This is a genomic window from Streptomyces griseocarneus, from assembly GCF_014655595.1.
Lineage (GTDB): Bacteria > Actinomycetota > Actinomycetes > Streptomycetales > Streptomycetaceae > Streptomyces > Streptomyces griseocarneus.
Window position 1 is genome coordinate 106,153 of sequence record NZ_BNBL01000010.1, and the last position, 23,476, is coordinate 129,628.

General features: G+C 71.6%; 22 protein-coding genes and 1 tRNA gene. 13 read left to right on the forward strand and 10 right to left on the reverse strand.

Annotation, left to right across the window (positions count from 1 at the left end):
- Positions 1-65 precede the first annotated feature (65 nt).
- The 3 genes from IE295_RS24095 to IE295_RS24105 all read right to left on the reverse strand — a co-directional run bounded on the left by IE295_RS24095 (position 66) and on the right by IE295_RS24105 (position 2,965).
- Entirely contained in the window at positions 66-926 is an 861-nt protein-coding gene (locus tag IE295_RS24095) for a DUF4429 domain-containing protein (RefSeq protein ID WP_190065833.1), read from the reverse strand.
- Positions 927-982: 56 nt separating this feature from the next.
- Entirely contained in the window at positions 983-2,227 is a 1,245-nt protein-coding gene (locus tag IE295_RS24100) for an alpha/beta hydrolase (RefSeq protein ID WP_224322890.1), read from the reverse strand.
- Between the two features lie 99 nt (positions 2,228-2,326).
- On the reverse strand, positions 2,327-2,965 hold the full coding sequence (locus IE295_RS24105; protein WP_190065834.1) for a TetR/AcrR family transcriptional regulator: 639 nt from the start codon (positions 2,963-2,965) through the stop codon (positions 2,327-2,329).
- Between the two features lie 113 nt (positions 2,966-3,078).
- Here IE295_RS24105 and IE295_RS24110 point away from each other — a divergent pair, with 113 nt between their 5' ends.
- Entirely contained in the window at positions 3,079-4,671 is a 1,593-nt protein-coding gene (locus IE295_RS24110) for a DHA2 family efflux MFS transporter permease subunit (RefSeq protein ID WP_190065835.1), read from the forward strand.
- A 164-nt stretch (positions 4,672-4,835) separates the two neighbouring features.
- On the forward strand, positions 4,836-5,201 hold the full coding sequence (locus IE295_RS24115) for a peptidase inhibitor family I36 protein (RefSeq protein ID WP_190065836.1): 366 nt from the start codon (positions 4,836-4,838) through the stop codon (positions 5,199-5,201).
- A gap of 54 nt (positions 5,202-5,255) precedes the next feature.
- Here the strand turns inward: IE295_RS24115 and aceE are convergent, their stop codons facing one another.
- On the reverse strand, positions 5,256-7,988 hold the full coding sequence (aceE, locus tag IE295_RS24120) for a pyruvate dehydrogenase (acetyl-transferring), homodimeric type (RefSeq protein WP_190065837.1): 2,733 nt from the start codon (positions 7,986-7,988) through the stop codon (positions 5,256-5,258).
- Positions 7,989-8,472: 484 nt separating this feature from the next.
- On the opposite strand from aceE, the gene IE295_RS24125 reads away from it, so the two are divergent.
- The 6 genes from IE295_RS24125 (at position 8,473) to IE295_RS24150 (ending at position 13,030) form a co-directional block, all read left to right on the forward strand.
- Positions 8,473-8,895 (forward strand): DUF3052 domain-containing protein, encoded by a 423-nt coding sequence (locus tag IE295_RS24125; protein ID WP_190065838.1) that lies wholly within the window; start codon positions 8,473-8,475, stop codon positions 8,893-8,895.
- A 178-nt stretch (positions 8,896-9,073) separates the two neighbouring features.
- Positions 9,074-9,532 (forward strand): peroxiredoxin, encoded by a 459-nt coding sequence (locus IE295_RS24130; RefSeq protein WP_190065839.1) that lies wholly within the window; start codon positions 9,074-9,076, stop codon positions 9,530-9,532.
- Between the two features lie 171 nt (positions 9,533-9,703).
- A complete protein-coding gene (locus tag IE295_RS24135) occupies positions 9,704-10,279 on the forward strand; it encodes a TerD family protein (RefSeq protein WP_190065840.1) in 576 nt (191 codons plus the stop codon).
- 132 nt (positions 10,280-10,411) lie between these two features.
- Positions 10,412-10,987, forward strand: coding sequence for a TerD family protein (locus tag IE295_RS24140; RefSeq protein ID WP_190065841.1), 576 nt, complete (start codon positions 10,412-10,414; stop codon positions 10,985-10,987).
- A 47-nt stretch (positions 10,988-11,034) separates the two neighbouring features.
- The gene (locus tag IE295_RS24145) at positions 11,035-12,177 is read left to right on the forward strand and encodes a DUF475 domain-containing protein (protein WP_190065842.1); all 1,143 of its coding nucleotides are present in this window, start codon (positions 11,035-11,037) and stop codon (positions 12,175-12,177) included.
- Between the two features lie 100 nt (positions 12,178-12,277).
- A complete protein-coding gene (locus IE295_RS24150; protein ID WP_190065843.1) occupies positions 12,278-13,030 on the forward strand; it encodes a TerD family protein in 753 nt (250 codons plus the stop codon).
- A gap of 46 nt (positions 13,031-13,076) precedes the next feature.
- Here IE295_RS24150 and IE295_RS24155 read toward each other — a convergent pair whose 3' ends face one another.
- Entirely contained in the window at positions 13,077-14,003 is a 927-nt protein-coding gene (locus IE295_RS24155) for a TerD family protein (RefSeq protein ID WP_190065844.1), read from the reverse strand.
- 207 nt (positions 14,004-14,210) lie between these two features.
- Between IE295_RS24155 and IE295_RS24160 the strand changes: the two genes are divergently transcribed.
- The 4 genes from IE295_RS24160 (at position 14,211) to IE295_RS24175 (ending at position 19,376) form a co-directional block, all read left to right on the forward strand.
- Positions 14,211-15,374, forward strand: coding sequence for an HpcH/HpaI aldolase/citrate lyase family protein (locus tag IE295_RS24160; protein ID WP_190065845.1), 1,164 nt, complete (start codon positions 14,211-14,213; stop codon positions 15,372-15,374).
- A complete protein-coding gene (locus IE295_RS24165; RefSeq protein ID WP_190065846.1) occupies positions 15,371-17,809 on the forward strand; it encodes a phosphoribosyltransferase in 2,439 nt (812 codons plus the stop codon). The genes IE295_RS24160 and IE295_RS24165 overlap by 4 nt, the downstream gene beginning before the upstream one ends.
- A 77-nt stretch (positions 17,810-17,886) precedes the next feature.
- Positions 17,887-18,639: an HAD family hydrolase gene (locus IE295_RS24170; RefSeq protein WP_263453182.1), complete on the forward strand. Its 753-nt coding sequence runs from the start codon at positions 17,887-17,889 to the stop codon at positions 18,637-18,639.
- Positions 18,640-18,710: 71 nt separating this feature from the next.
- On the forward strand, positions 18,711-19,376 hold the full coding sequence (locus IE295_RS24175; protein ID WP_190065847.1) for an O-methyltransferase: 666 nt from the start codon (positions 18,711-18,713) through the stop codon (positions 19,374-19,376).
- Between the two features lie 18 nt (positions 19,377-19,394).
- Here the strand turns inward: IE295_RS24175 and IE295_RS24180 are convergent, their stop codons facing one another.
- Together IE295_RS24180 and IE295_RS24185 are read right to left on the reverse strand one after the other, a co-directional pair.
- Entirely contained in the window at positions 19,395-20,807 is a 1,413-nt protein-coding gene (locus tag IE295_RS24180) for a coiled-coil domain-containing protein (RefSeq protein WP_372478778.1), read from the reverse strand.
- 26 nt (positions 20,808-20,833) lie between these two features.
- Positions 20,834-21,610 carry a DUF4097 family beta strand repeat-containing protein gene (locus IE295_RS24185; protein ID WP_190065849.1) on the reverse strand — a complete coding sequence of 259 codons (777 nt, stop codon included), beginning with the start codon at positions 21,608-21,610 and terminating at the stop codon, positions 20,834-20,836.
- Between the two features lie 201 nt (positions 21,611-21,811).
- Between IE295_RS24185 and IE295_RS24190 the strand changes: the two genes are divergently transcribed.
- Positions 21,812-21,883, forward strand: a tRNA-Val gene (locus tag IE295_RS24190).
- Between the two features lie 78 nt (positions 21,884-21,961).
- Here the strand turns inward: IE295_RS24190 and IE295_RS24195 are convergent.
- The 3 genes from IE295_RS24195 to IE295_RS24205 form a co-directional block, all read right to left on the reverse strand.
- Positions 21,962-22,585 carry a GOLPH3/VPS74 family protein gene (locus IE295_RS24195; protein WP_190065850.1) on the reverse strand — a complete coding sequence of 208 codons (624 nt, stop codon included), beginning with the start codon at positions 22,583-22,585 and terminating at the stop codon, positions 21,962-21,964.
- 116 nt (positions 22,586-22,701) lie between these two features.
- Positions 22,702-22,908 (reverse strand): hypothetical protein, encoded by a 207-nt coding sequence (locus tag IE295_RS24200; protein ID WP_190065851.1) that lies wholly within the window; start codon positions 22,906-22,908, stop codon positions 22,702-22,704.
- A 146-nt stretch (positions 22,909-23,054) separates the two neighbouring features.
- On the reverse strand, positions 23,055-23,441 hold the full coding sequence (locus tag IE295_RS24205; RefSeq protein WP_190065852.1) for a VOC family protein: 387 nt from the start codon (positions 23,439-23,441) through the stop codon (positions 23,055-23,057).
- Positions 23,442-23,476: the final 35 nt, after the last annotated feature.

Consider the following 23,476-nt stretch of genomic DNA (forward strand, 5'->3'; position numbering starts at 1 on the left):
GACCAGGGAAGACGTCACCCTGGAGTGCCGCCCCGGATGTCATACCCCGGTATCACCCCGGGGTTTCACAGCTCCGCCAGCAGCTCGGCCTTCTTCGCGCTGAACTCGTCGTCCGTCAGCAGGCCCGCGTCGTGCAGCTCCCCGAGGTGGCGGATGCGCTCGGCGATGCCGCCGGGGTCGGGCCGGGCGGCGGGCACCGCGCCGGAGGGCGGCACGGGCGTCCTGGTCCGTACGGCCGCCAGCACCGCGGCCGCGAAGGGCAGCGACTCGTGGAGGAGGCCGTAGCCCCGGCCGAAGACCACGGCCGCCGGGTCCTGGTCCGCGGCGCCCTGCCGGGGGCCGTCCGCGCCGCGCCGCAGCAGCCGCAGGTGTCCGCCGAGGGCCTCGGGGGAGCGCCAGTGGACCCCGGTCAGCTCCTCGACGGCGAACCGCTGGTCGCCCGCCTTCCACTTGGCGGAGGAGGCGCCGCTCCAGAACCAGCGGAAGGAGACGGCGCGGCCGTCGAAGGACGCCTTGCCGTCGTAGGCCTTGAAGGACAGCGGTGGCACCGGAGGTGCCACCAGATGGCGCTCGGCCGGCTCGTCCGCGTCCGGGCCGAGCTCGGCCCGTATCCGCTCGGCGTAGTACTCCGCGAGCAGCTCGTGCTCGGCGGGGAGCACCAGGCGGTAGGGGTCGCAGCCCTCCTTGAGCTGGCCGTCCGCCGCGTCGGCCAGCGGGTCGGCGCCGGGTCTGGGCACGGCGCGCAGCACCACCGTCCCGTGCCTTCCCGGGGCCTGCTCGACGCCCGCGAGCGCCTCGTAGGGGATGCGCCGCTCGCCGAGCGCCTGGAGCAGCTTCGGTGTGCGGATCCCCCGTTCGAAGCGGATGAGCACGGAGTCGGTGTCGAACTCCCAGACGGTGTGGAAACCGGCCAGCACATCACCCATGCCGCTCATCGTATGCGGCGCCCGTCCGCCCGTCCCCCCTCGCGACGCTACGCGCGTCATGCGGCAGGGACGACCCGTCCCTGGTCCAGACCGGTGGTGCAGTCACTGGAGTCACCCGCGCACCGGACGGAGCCGGCAGCTCCGACTCCGATGCCGGCGAAGTTGGCGAGGCTGGTGGTGCCGGGCTCGAAGTATCCGGTGTGGCCGCGGGCCCCGGAGGCCGACAGCCTGCGCGCCCCGAAGGCCCCGGAGACCGGGTCGGCGCCGTGCCCCAGGCCGCCGACCTCCATGTGGGGCACGTCCTGAATCCAGTCGTCCGGGTCGCGCATCGCCCAGATCCGGGCGCTGGTGCCCAGGTCGGAGACGCGCTCGGCACGCATGCCGGGGCTGCCCGCCACCGCCACGTCGCTGACGCGGGCGGGCAGCTCGCGGGCGGCGACCCCGCACACCACCGAGCCGTAGCTGTGGCAGAACAGCGAGACCTCGGAGTCGCCGGGCAGCGTGCGCACCAGCTTGCGCAGCCGCAGCGCGCCCTCGGCGGCGAGCTTGCCGGTCGCGGCGTCCATGCCGACGCCGACGGGGGAGGTGTAGTCGGCCCAGGCGATGACGGCCGTCCTGGTGCCGGGGCTCGCCTTCCCCTCGGCGGCGTAGAGGGACCGGGCCATGCCCACGGGGGCGCTGTAGGCGCGCTGGGACTTCTCGAACGTGAGGACGTTGGTGTCGACGCCCGGGACGACCACCGAGACGCGCTCGGCGCGGTCGAGGTCGCCGAAGACCTCCGCGACGCGCCCGGCGCCGCTCGCGTCGAAGGCGAGGACCTGGCGCCCGTCGGCGAGCAGCGACTCGAAGCGGTGCATCCGCCGGGCCGCCTCGTAGCGGCCGGCGGGGGTGAGGGCGCTGTCGTGGGTGCGGCGCTCCTCGGTCGTACGGGCCTTGGCGAGCGCGATCCGGTTGGCGCGGTAGCGCAGCTTCACGGGGGCGCCGCCGAGGTTGCCCACGACGAGGGGATAGCGCTCGGCGAGGTGCTCGCGCTGGCCGCCGGTGAGCGAGCCGAAGAAGCGGGAGAGGGTGGTGGCGTCCGCTCCGAGGGAGGGGAGCGGCCGGCCGCCTATGGAGCCGTGCAGCCATTCCCGGGCCGCCGCCGCTCTCGGGTCCGCGGCCGCCTTGTGGCTTCTCACGGCGGTCCAGCCGGTCGTGGCGAGCATGACGAACACCACGGCCAGCGCGAGGAGTGCGCGCCAGACCGTGGTCGCGTTCGTCCAGGGAATGGAGGGGGAGTCGAGCTCCGGGAAAGCAGTCACCGCGAACCACAGTAGGAGAATTCCGCTTGCGTCCGGGAAGTCGGTGAGCTATCTCACGTTTGGATCACCGGTAATTGGGCGCAGTCGTACGCCTTCCGATCAAGAACGCCAGTTTTCCGCCAAGGCCGGGCCGATCTGGTCCAGATAGGCGGCCGTGGTGCCGCGCAGCTCGGAGAAGTCGCCCCCCGCGGCATCGGCCCACAGTTTGCTCGTCTCCCGCATCACCCCGCTGAACGCGGCGACCAGGATGCGCGGGCGCGGATCCTGCGGGGGCAGGCCCTCCCGGCGGGCGATCTCCGCCGCCAGCCGGTCCTCCAGCTCGGCGAGCCGGCGCAGATGGGCGGCCAGCAGCTGCGGCGTCTCCTGGATCATCCCGTACGTGCGCACGTGCAGCTCCAGCGGCACGACGGCCTCGATGGCCTCCTCGATGCCGTCCCAGGAGGCGAGCACGGCGGTGCGCAGCGCGGTGAGCGGCGACTCGGCGGCGGGGCGCTCGAGGAAGGCGGCGAAGAAGCGCGACTCCGCCATCAGCTGGACGGAGAGGGCGACCTCTTCCTTGTTGGTGAAGTAGCGGAAGAAGGTGCGCTGCGAGACGTCCGCGGCGGCGGCGATCTCGTCGACGGTCGTGCCCTCGTAGCCCTTGAGGGAGAACAGCTCCAGGGCCGACCGGATGAGCGCGTCCCGGGTCCGCCGCTTCTTGCGCTCACGCAGCCCGGGGGCATCCTCGATCGCGTGCATGATCGCCTCTTCTCGCTGTGTTTCCGCTGCTCAGGATAGCTGTGGCCGAACTGACAGATCGTGACGGTTGAAATCGATGGTCAAGTGGCAGTGGCTGACATAATCTCGTCGGCATGACTCGGACCACCGTCGCCGAGGCGACGCCGGACCTCGGGCCCAGCGGCAAAGGGCTGCGGGGCCACCCCTGGCTGACCCTCATATCCGTCGCGATCGGCGTGATGATGGTCGCGCTGGACGGCACGATCGTCGCCATCGCCAATCCCGCCATCCAGAAGGACCTGGGCGCCTCGCTCGCCGACGTCCAGTGGATCACCAACGCCTATCTCCTCGCCCTCGCCGTCGCCCTGATCACCGCCGGCAAGCTCGGTGACCGCTTCGGCCACCGCCTGATCTTCCTCATCGGTACCACCGGATTCGCCCTGTCCTCCGGACTCATCGCCCTGTCCGGCAGCGTGTCGGCGGTCGTTGCCTTCCGCGTGCTGCAGGGCCTGTGCGGCGCGCTGCTGATGCCGGCCGCGCTCGCGCTGCTGCGCGCCACCTTCCCGGCCGAGCGGCTCAACATGGCCATCGGCCTGTGGGGCATGGTCATCGGCGCCTCCACGGCCGGCGGCCCGATCGTCGGCGGCCTGCTCGTCGAACACGTCAACTGGCAGTCGGTCTTCTTCATCAACGTGCCGGTCGGCGCCGCCGCGCTCGCCCTCGGCGCGGTCATCCTCAAGGAGAACCGCGCCGCGCGGTCGCCCAAGTCCTTCGACGTCCTGGGCATCCTGCTGCTGTCCGGCGCGATGTTCTGCCTGATCTGGGCACTGATCAAGGCCACCGACTGGTCGTGGGGGGATACCCGGACGCTCGGCTTCCTCGGCGTCTCCCTGGTCTGCTTCGTCCTCTTCACCATCTGGGAGCTCAGGTCGCGCGAACCGCTCCTGCCGCTCGGCCTCTTCCGGTCCGTGCCCCTGTCCGCCGGCACGGTCCTGATGCTGCTGATGGCGTTCGCCTTCATGGGCGGCGTCTTCTTCGTCACCTTCTATCTCCAGAACGTGCACGGCATGACCCCGGTCGACAGCGGCCTGCACCTGCTGCCGCTCACCGGAATGATGATCGTGGCCGCGCCCGCGGCGGGCGCCGTCATCACCAAGGCCGGACCGCGCATCCCGCTGGTCGTCGGCATGCTCTGCACCGCCGTGGCCTGCTTCGGGATGTCCACGCTCGAGCCCGGCACCGGCACGGCCACGATGTCCGTGTGGTTCGCGCTGCTCGGCCTCGGCCTGTCCCCGGTCATGGTCGGGGCCACGGACGTCATCGTCGGCAACGCCCCGCTGGAGCACGCCGGCGTGGCCGGCGGCCTCCAGCAGGCCGCCATGCAGGTCGGCGGCTCGCTCGGCACGGCCGTGCTGGGCGCCGTCGTCGCCACCCGGGTGGACCGCCTGCTGCCGGAGAAGTGGGCGGACGCCGGGCTGCCGCCGGCCACGCCCGAGCAGCTGTCCCGGGCCGCCGACGCCGTCCAGGTCGGCGTGGCGCCGGTGCCGCCGGGCACGCCGCCGGAGGCCGCGGCGCGGATTTCGGCCGCCGCGCATGACACTTTCGTGGCAGGAATGAACGTTGCCTTCACCGTCGCAGGTTGCGTGGCGGTGTTCGCGGCGCTCGTCGCGTTCCTCACCAAGCGGGGCGAGAACGCGGAAGCCGCGTCCGGCGCGGCGCACATCTGAGGCCGTACGGCGGGGGCGGTACCTCGGTACCACCCCTGCCGCCGGTCGTCTTCCCCTATCAGGGCATGGCCTGCCCGGCGCTCTTGGCAGCGGTGATCACCGCTCGGAAGACTCCTTCGCGTTCGGACACCGCGTTCGGACAACTGACAGGGGGAGGAACCCTTATGCGTACGCGCATCCGCTTCGTGGCCCTGACCGTCGTCGCCGCCGCGCTCGGCCTGGCGGCGGCACCGGCCGCGAGCGCGAAGCCGGGCGGAACGTGCAGTGCCGGGCAGCTGTGCCTCTGGCCGAAGACGGAATTCCGGGGGCAGCGCCATGCCAGTGAGCTGGCCGGGATCGACATCGAGAGCTGTGTGGCGCTGCCGGCTGGGGTGACGGCGGCGTCGCTGGTCAACCGGACGGGGCGCCCTGTTACGACGTATCAGAGCGCGACGTGTGGTGAGACGGGGGAGTTCGATACGTATCCGTCGGGGAGCTGGGTGCCGGAGTCTCCGTACGTCGTGCGGGCGTACAAGGTGTGGGAGCGCTGAAAAAACCCTGCCCCCGACCGGCGAGGCCGGTCGGGGGCAGGGTTTTTTATGAGGTTACGCGTCGCCGCCCGCGGCACCCGGGTCGGCCGCGGCCACGTCCAGGAGCTGGTAGCGGTCGATGGCCTGCTTCAGGGCCGAGCGGTCGATCTTGCCTTCCTTGGCGAGCTCGGTGAGCACCGCCAGGACGACCGACTGCGCGTCGATGTGGAAGAAGCGACGGGCGGCACCACGGGTGTCCGCGAAGCCGAAGCCGTCCGCACCGAGCGACTGGTACGTGCCGGGCACCCAGCGCGAGATCTGGTCCGGAACCGCCCGCATCCAGTCGGACACGGCCACCTTCGGGCCCTCGGCGCCGGCGAGCTTGCTCGTCACGTACGGGACGCGCTGCTCCTCCTCGGGGTGGAGCAGGTTGTGCTCCTCCACCGCGATGGCGTCGCGGCGCAGCTCGTTCCAGGAGGTCGCCGACCAGACGTCCGCCTTGACGTTCCACTCCTCGGCGAGGATGCGCTGGGCCTCGATCGCCCACGGCACGGCCACGCCGGAGGCCAGGATCTGCGCCGGGATGGCGCCCGCCTCGCCCTGCTTGAAGCGGTACAGACCCTTGAGGATGCCCTCGGCGTCCACGTTCTCCGGCTCGGCCGGGTGCTGGATCGGCTCGTTGTAGACGGTGAGGTAGTAGAAGATGTCTTCCGCGTTCTCGCCGTACATGCGGCGCAGACCGTCCTGGACGATGTGCGCGATCTCGAAGCCGAACGCCGGGTCGTACGCGACGACGCCGGGGTTGGTCGAGGCCAGCAGGTGCGAGTGGCCGTCGGCGTGCTGCAGGCCCTCACCGGTCAGGGTGGTGCGGCCGGCGGTGGCGCCGAGGACGAAGCCGCGGGCCAGCTGGTCGGCCATCTGCCAGAACTGGTCGCCGGTGCGCTGGAACCCGAACATCGAGTAGAAGACGTAGATCGGGATCAGCGGCTCGCCGTGCGTGGCGTAGGCGGAGCCGGCGGCGATCAGCGAGGCGGTGCAGCCCGCCTCGGAGATGCCGTCGTGCAGCATCTGGCCGGTCGGGGACTCCTTGTACGCCAGCAGCAGCTCGCGGTCCACGGCCTCGTACTGCTGGCCCAGCGGGTTGTAGATCTTCGCCGACGGGAACAGCGAGTCCATGCCGAAGGTGCGGTACTCGTCGGGGGCGATCGGCACGAAGCGCTTGCCGATCTCCTTGTCCCGCATGAGGTCCTTCAGCAGGCGGACGAAGGCCATGGTGGTGGCGATCGACTGCTGGCCGGAGCCCTTCTTGGTGGGCGCGTAGGCCTTGTCGCCCGGAAGGACGAGCGGCTTGGAGCGGTCCACACGGGTCGGTACGTAGCCGCCCAGCGCCTTGCGCCGGTCGTGCATGTACTGGAGCTCCTCCGAGTCCTTGCCCGGGTGGTAGTACGGCGGCAGGCCGGACTCCAGCTCCTTGTCCGCGATCGGGATGTGCAGACGGTCGCGGAAGCGCTTGAGGTCCTCGACCGTGAGCTTCTTCATCTGGTGGGTCGCGTTGCGGCCCTCGAAGTTCGGGCCGAGCGTCCAGCCCTTGACCGTCTGGGCCAGGATCACGGTCGGCTGGCCCTTGTGGGCCTTGGCCGCCGCGTAGGCCGCGAAGATCTTCTTGTGGTCGTGACCGCCACGGCCCAGGTGCAGGATCTGGTCGTCGGTCATGTTCTCGACCATCTTCCGCAGACGCTGGTCGTCGCCGAAGAAGTGCTCACGGATGTACGAACCGGTCTCGGTGGCGTACGTCTGGAACTGGCCGTCGGGGGTGCTGTTGAGCTTGTTGACCAGGATGCCGTCGCGGTCCTGGGCCAGCAGCGGGTCCCAGGAGCGGTCCCACACCAGCTTGATCACGTTCCAGCCGGCGCCGCGGAACTGCGACTCCAGCTCCTGCATGATCTTGCCGTTGCCGCGGACCGGGCCGTCGAGGCGCTGCAGGTTGCAGTTGACCACGAAGGTCAGGTTGTCCAGGCCCTCGCGAGCGGCCAGGGACAGCTGGCCGAGCGACTCCGGCTCGTCCATCTCGCCGTCGCCCAGGAACGCCCAAACGTGGGACTTGGAGGTGTCGGCGATGCCGCGCGCCTCCATGTAGCGGTTCATGCGGGCCTGGTAGATCGCGCCGAGGGGGCCGAGGCCCATCGAGACGGTCGGGAACTCCCAGAAGTCCGGCATCAGGCGCGGGTGCGGGTAGCTGGACAGGCCGTAGGGCGCCTTGGACTTCTCCTGGCGGAAGGCGTCCAGCTGCTGCTCGGACAGTCGGTCCAGCAGGAAGGCGCGGGCGTAGACGCCCGGCGAGGCGTGGCCCTGGAAGAAGATCTGGTCGCCGCCGTCACCCTCGTCCTTGCCCCGGAAGAAGTGGTTGAAGCCCACGTCGTACAGGGAGGCGGAGGAGGCGAAGGTGGCGATGTGGCCGCCCACGCCGATGCCCGGGCGCTGCGCGCGCGAGACCATGACGGCCGCGTTCCACCGGGTCGCGTTCAGGATCTTGCGCTCGATCTCCTCGTTGCCGGGGAAGAACGGCTCGTCCTTGGTCGCGATGGTGTTGACGTAGTCCGTGCTGCGCATCTCGGGCACGGCCACGCGCTTCTCGCGAGCCCGCTCGATCAGGCGAAGCATGAGGTAGCGGGCACGTTCCCGGCCTCGCTCATCGACGGCTGCGTCGAGCGAGTCGAGCCATTCCTGGGTCTCTTCGGGATCGAAGTCCGGGACCTGGCTGGGAAGGCCGCCAATGATGATCGGGTTGCGATCGGATCCGGAAGCCACGCTGTTCCTTCGCTGTTCGGGGCGTGTCGTGCTCTGCACGCGGGTCATGCTGCGCACGCGGGTCAATTACTTCTCTGCTGTTATGTCGCGCCGGCTCCCATCGTGGACCGCGGCGGCGGAAACGTCATCTCTACTGAGCGGTAACCACCACTCTCGAGACGAAGCGTCGAAGGTAGGCCGTTGGGGGCGGCCAAATCGCAACCTTACGCCCCCATAGGGGGTCCCTCGCGTACGGCCGTTCGGGCCCGGTTCCCGTAATCGCACGGAGTAACTTCGCAAACCCGGCGGAACGCTGTGGCGTGAATCACTCGGGCCTGCTGCCTGATGGTTGGAGTTGCCATGAGACGTCCGCGTCCGTCAACGTTTCGGCGGGCCCGATGGCCGGGTACTTGCGCGATCGGTCCGGCACGTGTGGACTACGCCCAATGCCCCGCGCACGCGGGGACCACAAGAACATTTCTCGAAAGATGACAGGAGGCAATCCGTGAGCGCGACCGCGGGCCACGCGGAGGAGCGGACCAACCCTGCCGCCAGGCTGGGTTTCCAGCCCGGACAGGTGGTCCAGGAGATCGGCTACGACGACGATGTCGATCAGGAGCTCCGCGAGGCCATTGAGGAGATCACCGGCCAGGACCTCGTCGACGAGGAGTACGACGACGTGGCCGACGCCGTGGTGCTCTGGTTCCGCGACGACGACGGCGACCTGACGGACGCGCTGGTGGACGCCATCGGTTGTCTCGAGGACGGCGGGGACATCTGGCTGATGACCCCGAAGACCGGCCGCGACGGCTACATCGAGCCGAGCGACATCAACGAGGCGTCGCAGACCGCAGGGCTGAGCCAGACCAAGAGCATCAGCGTGGCCAAGGACTGGACCGGCACCCGCATGGTCGCTCCGAAGCGCTGACCGACGGCGGCGCCCGAGCCGCAGCCGAAAACCGCCTCCGCGCCCCCCGCAGCCCGCTGCCGGGGGGCGCGGTGCATTCCGTGGGGGGCGCAGTGACACACTGGGCGCCTACCCGCGCCGGCGGGCGGGGCCGTACGCGCCCCCGGGCGCCGGCTCCCGTCGAGAGAGGGAAGCGACCATGGCAATCGCCGTAGGCGACAAGGCTCCGGACTTCGAGCTGAAGAACCAGCACGGCGAGACCGTACGGCTCTCGGACTTCCGCGGCGAGAAGAACGTCGTCCTGCTCTTCTACCCCTTCGCCTTCACCGGCGTGTGCACCGGCGAGCTGTGCGCCCTGCGCGACGAGCTGCCGCACTTCGCCAACGACGACGTGCAGCTGCTGGCCGTCTCCAACGACTCCCCGTTCTCCCTGCGCGTCTTCGCCGAGCAGGAGGGCCTGGAGTACCCGCTGCTCTCCGACTTCTGGCCGCACGGCGAGGCCAGCCGCGCCTACGGCGTCTTCGACGAGGGCAAGGGCTGCGCGCTGCGCGGCACCTTCATCATCGACAAGGAGGGCGTCGTCCGCTGGACGATCGTCAACGGACTGCCCGACGCGCGTGACCTGAACGAGTACACCAAGGCGCTGGCCGCCCTCTGAGCGACTCCCGGGGCGCCCGGGGTGCGCAACCCCGGCGGGCGCCGCGGACGTCCTTCGCGCAAGAGCCTGTAATCGGTGGGAACCGGTCACTAGGATCAAAACGTTGATCGGATGCCATCGCACAACCGGGGGCACGGGTCCGGCCTGGCCCCTCGAACCAATGGAGGACTCGTGGGAGTCAGTCTCAGCAAGGGCGGCAACGTCTCGCTGACCAAGGCGGCCCCGAACCTGACCGCGGTCGTCGTCGGTCTCGGCTGGGACGCCCGTACCACCACCGGTACGGACTTCGACCTGGACGCCAGCGCCCTGCTGACGAACGACCAGGGGAAGGTCGCCAACGACCAGAACTTCGTCTTCTTCAACAACCTCAAGAGCCCCGACGGCTCCGTCGAGCACCAGGGTGACAACCTCACCGGTGAGGGCGAGGGCGACGACGAGGTCATCAAGGTCAACCTGGCCGGTGTCCCGGCGGACGTCCACAAGATCGTGTTCCCGGTCTCGATCTACGAGGCCGAGTCCCGCCAGCAGAGCTTCGGCCAGGTCCGCAACGCCTACATCCGCGTCGTGAACCAGGCCGACAACGCCGAGCTGGCCCGTTACGACCTCAGCGAGGACGCCTCGACCGAGACCGCCATGGTCTTCGGCGAGCTGTACCGCAACGGCGCCGAGTGGAAGTTCCGCGCCATCGGCCAGGGCTACGCCTCGGGCCTGCGCGGCATCGCGCAGGACTTCGGCGTCAACGTCTGACGGTCCCGTCCGGCGGTCCCAAGCGTCCGACCGTCGCACGCGAGCTGTTCGTCCGGCGCCGCACACCCCTCGGGGAGTGCGGCGCCGGACGCGCACGGGCGAATCGTCTGAACTCGGGGAGGAAGCAAGATCATGGGTGTCACGCTCGCCAAGGGAGGCAATGTCTCCCTCTCCAAAGCCGCGCCGAACCTCACCAATGTGACCGTGGGCCTCGGCTGGGACGCGCGCTCCACGACGGGAGCCCCCTTCGACCTCGACGCCAGCGCGCTGCTGTGCGCCGCGGGCCGGGTGCTGGGGGACGAGTACTTCGTCTTCTACAACAACCTCAAGAGCCCCGAGGGCTCCGTCGAACACACGGGTGACAATCTCACCGGCGAAGGGGACGGCGACGACGAGTCGATCCTGGTGGACCTCGCCAAGGTGCCCGCCGTGTGCGACAAGATCGTCTTTCCGGTCTCCATCCATGAGGCCGATGTGCGCGGGCAGAGCTTCGGCCAGGTCAGCAACGCCTACATCCGCGTGGTCAACCAGGCCGACGGCAGTGAGCTGGCCCGCTACGACCTGAGCGAGGACGCCTCCAGTGAGACCGCGATGATCTTCGGCGAGGTCTACCGGTACGGCGGCGAGTGGAAGTTCAGGGCGGTCGGACAGGGGTACGCGTCGGGTCTGCGGGGCATCGCCCTAGACTTCGGGGTCAACGTTTCGTAAAGCCGCGTCCGCGCGGCAGTCCCGAACAGCGAAGGATTGGGTAGCCAGTGCTCCTGAAAACCTTTGGTTGGTCGTTCGCCGTCACGGCGGCCGGACTGGCCTTGGCCGGCGTTCTCTGGGGGTGGCAGGGGCTGGCGATCGTCGCGATCCTCTCCGTCCTGGAGATTTCGCTCTCGTTCGACAATGCGGTCATCAACGCGGGCGTCCTGCGCAAGATGAACGCCTTCTGGCAGCGGATCTTCCTGACGGTCGGCATCCTCATCGCCGTCTTCGGCATGCGGCTGGTCTTCCCGGTGGTCATCGTCGCGATCACCGCGAAGCTGGGCCCGATCGAGGCCGTCGACCTGGCGATCAACAACAAGGACCGCTACGAGGAACTGGTCACCGCCGCCCACCCGGCCATCGCCGCCTTCGGCGGGATGTTCCTGCTGATGATCTTCCTGGACTTCATCTTCGAGGACCGGGACATCAAGTGGCTGGAGTGGCTGGAGAAGCCGCTGGCCCGGCTGGGCAAGCTCGAGACGCTCTCCACGGTCGTCTCCCTGGTCGTCCTCCTCGTCGTCGCCACCACGCTCGCCACGGCCGTCCCCGTCCACGGCGGCGAGGGCACGATCGACAAGGCCGCCACGGTCCTGCTGGCCGGCATCGGCGGCCTGGTGACCTACCTGATCGTCGGCGGCATCTCCGGCTACTTCGAGGACCGCCTGGAGCACGAGGAGGAAGAGGCCGAGGAGGAGGCCGAGAAGGCGTCCGCCAAGAGCGGCAACGGCACGGTCGTCGGCCTGGCCGGCAAGGCCGCGTTCTTCCTGTTCCTCTACCTCGAGGTCATCGACGCGTCCTTCTCCTTCGACGGCGTCATCGGTGCCTTCGCCATCACCAACGACATCTTCATCATGGCGCTGGGCCTGGGCATCGGCGCGATGTACATCCGCTCGCTGACGGTCTTCCTCGTCCGCAAGGGCACCCTGGACGACTACGTCTACCTCGAGCACGGCGCGCACTACGCCATCGGCGCGCTGGCCGTCATCCTGCTGATCACCATCAAGTACGAGATCAGCGAGGTCGTCACCGGCCTGATCGGTGTCGTGCTGATCGGTCTGTCGTTCTGGTCCTCCGTGGTGCGCAACCGCAAGGAGGCGGGCCCGGGCGACGGCTCCGGCGCGAAGGCCGAGGTCTCCTCCGGGGTGTGACCCCGGCACATTTGAGGAACGCTCTCACCGGGGCGGTCGCGAGGATCATCCTCACGGCCGCCCCGTGGCATGTGTGCTGCTCATGTGGGGGTTTTCGGCAATGTCGGTATGGGAGAAGCTCTTCGGCAACTGGGGAAGCGCCGCCGCGCGCCAATTCGATTCCGGCGGTGCCAACGGCTCGGTCGAGCTGACCAGGCGGCATCCCACGTTCTCGCTGACCAAGCAGGGTGCGGCCACCGGGAATCTGCGGGTCAACCTGTCCTGGCGGATGCGCACCTCGGACTTCGGCGAGCGGCCCTCCGGCGGCTTCGACCTGTCCGCGCTGCGGCACCCGCTGCGCAAGTTCACGCCCCAGGTGGTGCAGGCGCAGGGGCCGGCCATGGTCGACGTCGACCTGGACCTCGCCTGTATGTACGAGCTGCAGGACGGGTCCAAGGGCGTAGTCCAGCCGCTCGGGAACATACTGGGCAGCGTCAACTCGCCGCCGTATGTTCAGCTCAGCGGCGACGACCGGTTCGGGTCCGGGTCGGGCGAGACGATCTACATCAACATGGACCACCGCGACGACTTCAAGCGGTTGCTGATCTTCGTCTACATCTACGACGGCACCCCGGCGTTCGACCGTACGCACGCCATGGTGACGCTCTACCCCGGAAACGGCCCCCGGCTCGAGGTCGCGCTGCACGAGCGCGCCCCCGAGGCGCGGTCGTGCGCCGTGGTGCTGATCGAGAACATCAAGGGCGAGATCCTCGTGCGGCGGGAGATGAAGTACGTCTACGGCTTCCAGTCCGAGCTCGACCGGCTCTACGGCTGGGGGCTGCAGTGGGGCCGCGGCTACAAGACCAAGGTCTGAGCCGCTGACGCCCGGCCGGCGGTGCGGGCCGGTGTCGCCGCCGGGCTCAGCGGTCGGACTGGAACTGCGGACCCTGCGGGGGCAGCCGGAAGGCCGGGTCGGGCACGGGCCGCTGCGGCGGGTAGCCGTAGGAGGGCTGGGGCGTCCCGTGCTGGGGGTAGCCGTACGACGGCTGGGCGGCCTGGGACGCCGGTGCCGTCTGGGGCGCCGGGGCCGGCGGGTACTGCGGCGGGTAGCCGTACGACGGCTGCGGCGGGATCGTGGGCGGCGCCGGGGGCGGCGGCGGGTAGGCGTAGCCGGGCGCGGACGCGGGCGCCGGGGGAGCGGCCTCGGGCTGCGGCTCGGGCGCGGGCTCCGGGATGGCTGAGGGGGTGCCGGACGCCGGTGCGGAGGCTCCCGGGGCGCCGCCCTCCTCCGACTCGTCCACCGAGATCCCGAACTCCGTGGCCAGCCCGACCAGGCCGGAGGCGTAGCCCTGGCCGAGCGCGCGGAACTTCCAGCCGTCGCCGCGCCGGTAGAGCTCGCCGCAGAGCATGGCCGTCTCGTCGCCGGTCTCCGCGGTGACGTCGAAGCGGGCGAGGGGGGCGACGTCCGTGGTCCCGGCCGCGGTCCGCGCGGCGTCGTACAGCAGCACGCACAGGTCCCTGACCTGCCCGAAGGAGCCGCCGTCGGCCGAGGCGGCCAGCACGACGCGGGCCACGGAGGGCTCCAGTGCCGACAGGTCGGCCTCGAGCGAGTCCGTGGCCCCCTCGACCAGCCGCTTCTTGGGCAGGTGCCGGACCAGGCCGGAGGGGTGCCGGGGCTGGTTGTAGAAGACGAAGTCCTCGTCCGAGCGCACGCGGCCGGCGTCGCCGATCAGGAGGGCGGAGGCGTCCACGTCCGGGATCCCCGGGCCGGGGGTCCAGCGCAGTACGGCCCGTACGGTCGGGGCGTCCAGCGGGATGTTCGACCCCTTCAGCATGGCGTGCGTCATGTCCGCAATCCTGCCCCCTCGTGCGGCCGGCGGACAACGCAGGGGGTCCCGGCCGCCCTCCGCTTACCGGACGGATTCACGGTCGTCATGAGTTTTTCACGTCTTTGGGGAACTCTTGACCCTCCCCCGGACGTACGATAATCGGCCACACTTCGTGCCGGCCGGCCCGGTGGGAAGGCGTCCAGGCCGCGGCATCCGGGGAGAGCGATGAGGCATTTCGGGCACCTTGCGTCTGCGGTGCGGAATGGGTTGTTCCATAGGGAGCCGGGCGAGTTCACCGCCGACTCCCCCGCCCCCACGCTCGCCGTCGCCCTCGGTGCCACGCTCTACAGCCCCGGCACCCGCCTCACGCTCGCCCGGGACATACACAAGCAGGCACGGCGCGGGGTGGTCTCCATGGTGCTGTGCCTCGAGGACTCCATCGGCGACGCGGACGTCGCGGGCGCCGAGGAGAATCTCGTCCGGCAGTTCACGGAGCTGGCCGCCGCCGGGGACGACCTGCCGCTGCTGTTCGTCCGGGTCCGCGAACCCGCCCAGATCACCGACCTCGTGCGGCGCCTGGGCCCCGCCGGGCGGCTGCTGTCCGGATTCGTCCTGCCCAAGTTCACCGAGGAACGCGGCCTGCCCTTCCTCGAGGCGCTGGCCGACGCCGAAGCCGACGGCGGCCGACGGCTGTTCGCCATGCCCGTCCTCGAGTCCCCGGAGCTCCTGCACCTGGAGACCCGCACCGAGACCCTGACCGGCATCGCCCGCGCCGTCGACAAGTACCGCGACCGGGTGCTCGCGCTGCGGCTCGGCGTGACCGACTTCTGCTCGGCGTACGGACTGCGCCGGGCGCCCGACATGACCGCCTACGACGTGAAGCTCGTCGCCTCCGTCATCGCCGACGTCGTCAACGTCCTGGGCCGCGCCGACGGCAGCGGCTTCACGATCAGCGGCCCGGTCTGGGAGTACTTCCCCCAGCCCGAGCGGATGTTCAAGCCCCAGCTGCGCCGCAGCCCCTTCGCCGGCCCCGCGGAGGCCCTGCGCACCGCGCTCATCGAGCACGACATGGACGGCCTGCTGCGCGAGATCCAGCTCGACCGCGCCAACGGCCTGCAGGGCAAGACCTGCATCCACCCCTCGCACGTCGCCCCCGTGCACGCGCTCTCCGTCGTCAGCCACGAGGAGTTCAGCGACGCCCAGGACATCCTGCGGCCGGAACTCGACGGTGGTGGAGTACTGCGCTCCGCCTACACGAACAAGATGAACGAAGTGAAACCGCACCGCGCCTGGGCCGAGCGCACCATGCGGCGCGCCGAGGTCTTCGGCGTCGCACGCGAGGACGTCAGCTTCGTCGAGCTGCTGGCGGCGGGGCTTCAGGACGTATGAGCGACGGAACGAGCAGCGACATAACGAACGAGGAGAATTCACGCGTGGTGTGGTCGGGGCAGTGGGTCGCGGACCGGCTGGACATCGCTCTCGAGGGCGACGCCCGCCTGCCGGAACTGCTGGGCCTGGCCCTGCGGCGCAATCCCAAGCGGGCGCATCTGCTGGTGTCCAACGTGCTGGGCAAGCACGTGCCCGCCTCTCCGGCGGCGGTGTACGAGGCCGGGGCCGGCCTCGGCCGGCAGGTGCGGGCCCTGCTGGGCGACGCGGAGGCCGCGCGGGCCGTCGTCCTGGGCTACGCCGAGACGGCCACGGGCCTGGGCCACGCCGTGGCGGACGGCGTCGGCCTGGCGCCGTACCTGCACTCCACCCGGCGGCCCGTGCCGGGGATTTCGCCCGTCGGCGGCTTCGAGGAGGAGCACAGCCACGCCACCTCGCACCTGCTGCTGCCACAGGATCCGGACTTCTTCGCCGGCGACGGCCCGCTCGTCCTCGTCGACGACGAGTTCTCGACGGGGCGCACGGTGCTGAACACGATCGCGGCGCTGCACGCGCGGTTCCCGCGGGAGCGGTACGTGGTGGTGGCGCTGGTCGACATGCGGTCGGCGGACGACCGGGCGCGGCTGGACGACTTCGCGGCCGAACTCGGCGCGCGGGTCGACCTCGTCGCCCTGGCCTCCGGCACGGTGCGCCTGCCGGCGGGCGTGCTGGAGCGGGGCGCGGAGCTGGTGCGTACGGCACCGTCGCCGTCGCCGTCTGCGGGTGCGCCGGTGCCCACCCGTGCCGCCCAGCGGGTTGAGCTGGAATGGCCCGCCGGCCTGCCGGACGGCGGACGGCACGGCTTCACGCCGGAGCACCGTGCGAGGCTCGAGGCCGCACTGCCGCGCATGGCCGCCCAGCTGGCCGCGGTTGTGGGCACGCCCCCGCGCCGCGTCCTCGTCCTCGGCACCGAAGAGCTGATGTACGCGCCCCTGCGCCTCGCTCAGGCGCTGGAGCGCGAGTTCGCAGAGGTGCGTTTCTCCACCACCACCCGCTCACCCGTCCTCCCCGTCGACGACCCCGGCTACGCGATCCGCTCGCGCCTCGTCTTCCCGGCCCACGACGCCCCGGCGGACGGCCCCGGCGAGCGCTACGCGTACAACGTCGCCGGCGCCGGCTTCGACGCCGTCGTCGTGGTGACCGACTCCGCCGCCGACACCCCCGAACTGCACGCTCCCGGCGGTCTGCTGGACCAGCTGGCCGCGCACGCCCGAAAGGTGCTGCTCGCCGTGATCCCCTCCCACCGTGCCGGAGGCGGACCGCTGCGCGGCCCCGCCTTCTCCTCCTACGCCCCCGAGGAGGTCGGCTGGCTGCTGCAGGACCTGTCGGCCGTGGACCTCGAGGCGCCCACCGAGGAGCGGGAGGAGGCGATCCAGAGCGGCGGCGCCCACTACGCCGAGTCGCTGCCGGTCGAGTACCAGCCCAGCGAGCGCTACCAGGCCGCGTACCACTCCGCCCTCGAGGCATCGGCGGCCCGCATGGCGCGTGCGGTGGGCGTGGTCACCGAGACCGTGCTCGCCGAGCGCTCGCCCCGCCCGGTCCTGGTCTCGCTCGCCCGCGCCGGGACGCCCGTCGGCGTGCTGATGCGCCGCTGGGCGCGGCACGCACACGGCCTGGACCTGCCGCACTACGCCGTGTCCATCGTGCGCGGCCGCGGCATCGACCCCAACGCCCTGCGCTGGATCGCCGCCCACCACGACCCGGCCGACGTCGTCTTCGTCGACGGCTGGACCGGCAAGGGCGCCATCACCCGCGAGCTGGCCCAGGCCCTCGAGGACGCCGGCGCGCCCGCCGGGTTCGACCCGCGCCTCGCGGTCCTCGCCGATCCCGGCCACTGCGTGGACACGTACGGCACCCGGGACGACTTCCTCATCCCCTCCGCCTGCCTGAACTCCACCGTCTCCGGCCTGATCTCGCGCACGGTCCTGCGTGCCGACCTCGTCGGCCCGCACGACTTCCACGGCGCGAAGTTCTACCGGGAGCTGGCCGGCGCCGACGTCTCCCGCGCCTTCCTCGACACCGTCTCGGCGCGCTTCGGCGACGTCGAGGAGGCCGTCGCCCGCGAGGTGAAGGAGCTCGCCGCCGCCGACCGCACCCCCACCTGGGCCGGCTGGGCGGCCGTCGAGCGCATCAGCGCGGAGTACGGCATCGACGACGTCAACCTCGTCAAGCCCGGCGTGGGGGAGACCACGCGCGTCCTGCTGCGCCGCGTCCCCTGGAAGATCCTCGCCCGGCGCGGCTCCGGCGCCGACCTGGACCACGTCCGCCTGCTCGCCGAGCAGCGCGGCGTCCCCGTCGAGGAGGTGGACGGCCTGCCCTACAGCTGCGTCGGCCTGATCCACCCGCGCTACACCCGCGGTGCCACCGGCACCGACGGCAAGGCGGTGGCCGCCAAGTGACCACGGCCTCCCGCGTCCTGGTCGCCAGCGACCTCGACCGCACCCTGATCTACTCCACCGCCGCGCTGGCCCTGTCCATGCCGGACGCCCAGGCGCCCCGCCTGCTGTGCGTGGAGACCTACGAGCAGAAGCCGCTCTCCTACATGACGGAGGACGCGGCCGCCGCGCTCGCCGAACTGGCCGGCGCGGTGACGTTCGTCCCCACCACCACCCGCACCCGCGAGCAGTACGACCGCATCCGGCTGCCCGGGCCCGCGCCCGAATTCGCCATCTGCGCCAACGGTGGCGAACTGCTCGTGCGCGGCGAGCCCGACACCGGCTGGCGGGAGCGGGTGCGGCGCACGCTGGCCGCCGAGTGCGCCGGCCTCGACGAGGTCCACGCCCGCATGGTGGATACCGCCGACCCCCGGTGGCTGCTCAAGGCGCGCACGGCGGCGGACCTCTTCTCCTACCTCGTCGTCGACCGGCCGCTGCTGCCCGAGGCGTGGGTGACGGAGCTGACGGAGTGGGCCGGGGAACGCGGCTGGACGGTCTCCCTGCAGGGCCGCAAGCTCTACGCCGTGCCCGGGCCGCTGACGAAGAGCGCGGCGGTCGCGGAGGTGGCGCGCCGCACGGGCGCCGACGAGGTGCTCGCCGCCGGCGACTCGCTGCTGGACGCCGACCTGCTGCTGGCCGCGGGCCGGGGCTGGCGCCCGGGCCACGGCGAGCTGGCGGACGCGGGCTGGAGCGCGCCGCACGTCACCGCGCTCACCACGCGCGGGGTGGCGGCGGGGGAGGAGATCGTCCGGGCCTTCGCCCGCGCGGCGGGGGTCGCGGCGGGGGTCTCGTAAACCGGCGCCCGGGGCCCGTAATCTCGTCGATCGTCAGCCGCATGGGGTACTGACCCGACCGAGGAGACCGCGTGGCCGAGACCAAGAGCGCTCCGCTCACCACCGAGCTGTATGCGTACGTACTCGCGCACAACCCCCCGCTCGACCCGGTGCAGCGCGCCCTGGTCGAGTCCACCCACACCCTCTTCCCCGACAGTGCGCTCAAGCAGGTGGCCGAGGAGCAGGCACCGCTGCTGGCCTTCCTCGTCCGCCTCACCGGCGCCCGGCAGGTCGTGGAGGTCGGCACCTACACCGGCCTGTCGGCGCTGTCCATGGCCCGGGCGCTGCCCGCCGGCGGACGGCTGATCACCCTCGACATCTCCGAGGAGTGGACGGCCCACGCCCGCGAGGCCTGGGCCGAGGCCGGCGTCGACGACCGCATCGACCTGCGCATCGCGCCCGCCCTGGACTCGCTGCGCGCCCTGCCCGCCGAGCCGCACATCGATCTCGCCTTCATCGACGCCAACAAGGACGGCTACATCGACTACTGGGAGGAGATCGTGCCCCGGCTGCGGCCGGGCGGACTGATCGTGGCGGACAACGTCCTCTTCATGGGCCAGGTCGTCGACCCGGCCGTCACCGGCGGCCCGGGCGCCCACATCAGGGCGTTCAACGAGCACGTGGCGGCGGACCGGCGAATGGAGTCGGTCATGCTCACCGTCGCCGACGGCCTGACGCTGGCACGCAGGACCGGCTGAGCCGATCGCCCGGGGCCCTCAGCGCGCGGCGCCGCCGCGCTCCTCGCGGATCTCGCGCACGACGTCCGCGACGGCCCGCCGGACCGCCTCGGTCTCCGTCAGGAAGTGCCACCAGTCCGGATGACGCCCCTCCAGGGCGCCGACCGCCCGCTCCAGGCGGGCCACCGAGTCGTCGAGCGGGCGGGCATGCCGGGGATCGGGCGTGCTGCGCCCGGCCATCGCCAGGCGCTGGGCGTCGCGGATGGCGAAGCGGGTGCGCTCGACCTCCTTCTCGTGGTCGAACGACACCTCGTCCAGCCGCCGCAGCCGGTCGCCGGCCGCCGAGACGGCCTCGTCGGTGGTGTTGAGCAGCGCCCGCACGGTGGCCAGGAGGGCCGTGGCGTCCGCCCAGCGCTGCTCGTCGCGGGCCGTACGGGCCTCGCCCAGCTTCTCCTCCGCCCGGGCGACGGCCCGCTCCGCCTCCTGCGGCACCTGCTGCAGGTCCTGCCAGCAGGCGGCGCTGTAGCGGCGGCGCAGCTCGCTGAGGACCGGGGCCACGCCCGCCGCCCGGGTGGCCAGCGCCTGGGCGCGGGTGCGCAGCGAGACGAGCCGCTTGTCGATCTCCGCGGCCCGCTGCGGCAGCTGCTCGGCCTCGCCGCGGATCGCCTCGGCCTCCCGCTGCACCCGCTCGGCGCGCTGGACGGTCTCCCGCACGCCGTGCTGCCCGGCGCCCTGGTTGAGCTTGGTCAGGTCGGGGGCCAGGGCGGCGAGGCGGGCGGCCAGGTCGTCGGCGCGCAGCCCGCCCGCCCGGGCCGCGTCCAGCGCCTCGCCGGCCGCTCGCAGCCCCTGCCGGGCCCGCTCCACGGCGGGCGCGAGCTGTGCCAGCTGGTTCTCGGCCCGGGTCAGCAGCGCGCCCAGGCCCTGCGCGAACCGGTCGAGGTCGGCCTTGACCCGCCGGAGCTCGTCCCTGGCCCGGGTCAGGTCCGTACGGGCCCGCTGCGCGGCCGCGGCCTCGAGGCCGTCGCGGTCCAGGTCGAGGGAGTCGACGGCGCCGATGTACGTCGCGGAGACCTCGTCTATGCGCCGCCCGAGCTCCTCGAAGTCGGCGGCCGCCTTGCGCGCGGCGGGCGAGGAGTCGGCGGCCGTGATCGTCTCGATGGAGATCCGCAGATCGCGCTGCGCGGTGTCCAGCTCGTAGAACGCCGCCGCGGCCGCGTCCTTGGCGGCCTGCGCCTCCGCCCGCTGGCTCTCGCCGCGCCCCCAGCCCCAGCGGCGGGTGCCGCCCCCGGGGAACGCGGCGGGCGCGGCGGCCGCCGCGACGGCCAGAAGGGGCAGGGGCAGCAGGACGAGCGCGAGGGCCTCGCGGGCCGCAACTGTCACCGTACGTGCGAACGTCGCCGTCACCTTGCCCACTCCCGATGGATCGCCCCAGGCCGGGTGCCATTCTCCCATCCACCGGGGGCGGACACACGGGCCGGTCAGCCCGCGGTGCGCACCTCGATGGCGCCGTTGCCGCTGCGCGCGGTCACCTCGTGGCGGCTGGCGTCGTCGCGGGGGACGTCCACGTTCACGCCGCCGTTGCCGGACTTGGTGTCGACCTTGTAGGGGGCGCGGGGGAGGGTGATGCGGGTGGCGCCGTTGCCGGCGCTGGTGCGCACCTCGTCGGGCACCCGGGCCAGCCCGATGCGGATCTCGCCGTTCGAGGTGGTGGCCTTCACCTTCGGCGCCCGCAGGCCCTCGGCGGTGACCGCCCCGTTGGAACTCCTCAGCTCCACCGTGCCCTTGGCGTCGCGGATGTCGATGGCGCCGTTGGAGGTGCGGACGTTGAGGGCCGTCTCGAAGCCGCGGGCCTTGACGGCCCCGTTGCTTCCCTTGACGGTCACGGCGACGCCGCGCGGCACCTCGATCCTGTGCTTGGCCTCGCAGTCCACGCTCAGGCCCTTGCACTTCATGCGCAGCTTCAGGGTGTCGCCGCCCTCCATCTCCCAGCTCACCCCGGTCTCGCCGCCCATCGACCAGCCGTCGAACCACCGGGTGACCTGGACGTCCTTGCCGTTTCCGGTGGCCGGTACGAGCTCGATGGCGGAGTTGTCCGTGTCCACGGTCAGCTCGCGGCCGGCGAGGGAGAACGCCTTGTGCTCGGGCGTCGCATCGTCGGCGTCGACCGTGGCGCATCCGGTGAGGGCGACGGCGGCGGCCAGGACCCCGCCGGCGAGGGCGGACAGACGAACGGCGCGGCGGGCGCGGGGAAGCATGACGATCTCCGTTTCGGCTGGTGGCGCGGGCAGTGCCTGCCTGCGCGGCGAGCCTATGCGCGCCCGCACCGCCCCCGGGATCCCGCCTGCTACCGCTTCCGGGGTGGTGCTAGCCCCCGTACCCGGGTGGCCCTGCTTTCCGGTTTGCTTTCCGGTTTGCCGGGACCTGGGGCAGGCCATGTAGTCTGTGCTGTCGTGCCAGGGCGCATAGCTCAGCGGTAGAGCGCCGCTCTTACAAAGCGGATGTCGGCGGTTCAAATCCGTCTGTGCCCACCCGTACGAAGGCCCCCAGTCGATCATGGCTGGGGGCCTTCGGCGTTCATGGGTGACATCCGCGCGTGGCGGGTGTTGTCAGTCGCCTCGCCAGACGTTGTCGAAGGCCGACTTCTCGATGGCTCGCCGTTGCCGCACGGCCTCCAGTTCCATGAGCGCGTCGTTGACCGCGGCGAGGACGGTCTCCACCGCCTCGTCGGCCACGTCCGGAGGCTGTTCGGTGTCCTGGTCGTCCTTGCCGTCCTCGTCGCGGATGCCGAGGGCCGTGGCGAGGGCGGTGAGGACGGGCTCGTTCGCGGCCAGGCGGTCCTCCGCCAGGCGGTGATCCAGCGAATCGGCCGGCACCGTCCGGTCGGTCCGGAAGGGCATCCAGCCGCTGCGGCGGCGCGTGAGCTGCCCTTCCGCCTCGAGGGCGGCCAGATAGGCGGAGGCCAGGTCGCGGCCCCTGCGCCACAGCCAGTCGCCGACCGGTTCGTACGGCGCTTCCCGGGTCAGCGACTGTGCGGCCTGCTCCAGCACGGGGTCGGCCACGGTCGTCCGGGTGCCGGGCACGATCCGGTCGTCGTCCAGGGTGACGGTCCCGGCGGCCAGGAGGTCGATCAGCTCCGCTCCCGCGAGCGCGAGTGACAGATCGCCTTGCTCCACGTCGCGACCGGGCGCCGCGTCCATGGCGATGATCGTCAAGTCCCGGGGTGTGGTCATAGAGGCTCCGCTCGGGCCGTCCGACGAGTACTCCCGGGGGCGAGCCTAGCGGGAAGGCCCCCTCGCCGGCGTGGCGAAGGGGCCCTTCCGTGCTCGCTAAGGGCGTGCCGGCGGCTTCAGGAGCGGGCCGTCGCGGCGCGCCTGCGCTGGAGCTGCCAGAGGGCGCCGGTGACGGCGAAGAGGACCACCGACAGGGCGGTGAGCACGCCACTGGGGCCGGTGCGTTCGTGCAGGACGACCGCGCCCGTCGCCGTCACCACTCCCGCCAGGGCCGCGATCGCGGCCAGTAGGGAACGGCCGCCCGTCGATTCGCGCTGTTCCATGTGCACCCTCCCTGCTCCGGCTTTCGCCGGCCCGTCTGCTCTCGCACCGCTGGGACGGTCCTGTCCGGTGTTCCCGGCAGGAAGCCCAGCCGGTTGATCATCATATGTTCCTGACAGGGCGCCAGTTGACCGGTGGGGCGGGGGAGTCAGCGCGGCTCGAGGAGGTCCCAGCGGTTGCCGTACAGGTCCTGGAAGACGGCGACCGTGCCGTAGGGCTCGTGGCGGGGCGGCTCGAGGAAGGTGACGCCCGCGGTCCGCATGCGGGCGTGGTCGCGCGCGAAGTCGTCCGTGTGCAGGAACAGCCCCACCCGGCCGCCGGTCTGGTCGCCCACGCGGGCCTCCTGCGCGGCGTCCGCGGCGCGGGCCAGCAGGATCGCCGACTCGCGCGCTCCCGGCGGGGCGACCACGACCCAGCGCTTCCCGTCGCCCAGCGGGGTGTCCTCGCGGAGCTCGAAGCCGACGGCGTTCACGTAGAAGGCGATGGCCTCGTCGTAGTCGCGCACGACGAGGGTCACCAGGGCGAGATGGGGCATGAACGGATCATCCCCCATCGCCGCCGGCCGCTCCC

What these genes read in the sequence shown, in the direction of transcription:
- IE295_RS24115 (WP_190065836.1), top strand. Translation starts at nt 4,836, where the DNA reads ATGCGTACGCGCATCCGCTTCGTGGCCCTGACCGTCGTCGCCGCCGCG.
- IE295_RS24155 (WP_190065844.1), bottom strand. Translation starts at nt 14,003, where the DNA reads ATGACGCACGCCATGCTGAAGGGGTCGAACATCCCGCTGGACGCCCCG.
- IE295_RS24150 (WP_190065843.1), top strand. Translation starts at nt 12,278, where the DNA reads ATGTCGGTATGGGAGAAGCTCTTCGGCAACTGGGGAAGCGCCGCCGCG.
- IE295_RS24170 (WP_263453182.1), top strand. Translation starts at nt 17,887, where the DNA reads ATGCCGGACGCCCAGGCGCCCCGCCTGCTGTGCGTGGAGACCTACGAG.
- IE295_RS24130 (WP_190065839.1), top strand. Translation starts at nt 9,074, where the DNA reads ATGGCAATCGCCGTAGGCGACAAGGCTCCGGACTTCGAGCTGAAGAAC.
- IE295_RS24185 (WP_190065849.1), bottom strand. Translation starts at nt 21,610, where the DNA reads ATGCTTCCCCGCGCCCGCCGCGCCGTTCGTCTGTCCGCCCTCGCCGGC.
- IE295_RS24195 (WP_190065850.1), bottom strand. Translation starts at nt 22,585, where the DNA reads ATGACCACACCCCGGGACTTGACGATCATCGCCATGGACGCGGCGCCC.
- IE295_RS24105 (WP_190065834.1), bottom strand. Translation starts at nt 2,965, where the DNA reads ATGCACGCGATCGAGGATGCCCCCGGGCTGCGTGAGCGCAAGAAGCGG.
- IE295_RS24200 (WP_190065851.1), bottom strand. Translation starts at nt 22,908, where the DNA reads ATGGAACAGCGCGAATCGACGGGCGGCCGTTCCCTACTGGCCGCGATC.
- IE295_RS24140 (WP_190065841.1), top strand. Translation starts at nt 10,412, where the DNA reads ATGGGTGTCACGCTCGCCAAGGGAGGCAATGTCTCCCTCTCCAAAGCC.
- IE295_RS24160 (WP_190065845.1), top strand. Translation starts at nt 14,211, where the DNA reads ATGAGGCATTTCGGGCACCTTGCGTCTGCGGTGCGGAATGGGTTGTTC.
- IE295_RS24165 (WP_190065846.1), top strand. Translation starts at nt 15,371, where the DNA reads ATGAGCGACGGAACGAGCAGCGACATAACGAACGAGGAGAATTCACGC.
- IE295_RS24180 (WP_372478778.1), bottom strand. Translation starts at nt 20,807, where the DNA reads ATGGGAGAATGGCACCCGGCCTGGGGCGATCCATCGGGAGTGGGCAAG.
- IE295_RS24095 (WP_190065833.1), bottom strand. Translation starts at nt 926, where the DNA reads ATGGGTGATGTGCTGGCCGGTTTCCACACCGTCTGGGAGTTCGACACC.
- IE295_RS24205 (WP_190065852.1), bottom strand. Translation starts at nt 23,441, where the DNA reads ATGCCCCATCTCGCCCTGGTGACCCTCGTCGTGCGCGACTACGACGAG.
- IE295_RS24110 (WP_190065835.1), top strand. Translation starts at nt 3,079, where the DNA reads ATGACTCGGACCACCGTCGCCGAGGCGACGCCGGACCTCGGGCCCAGC.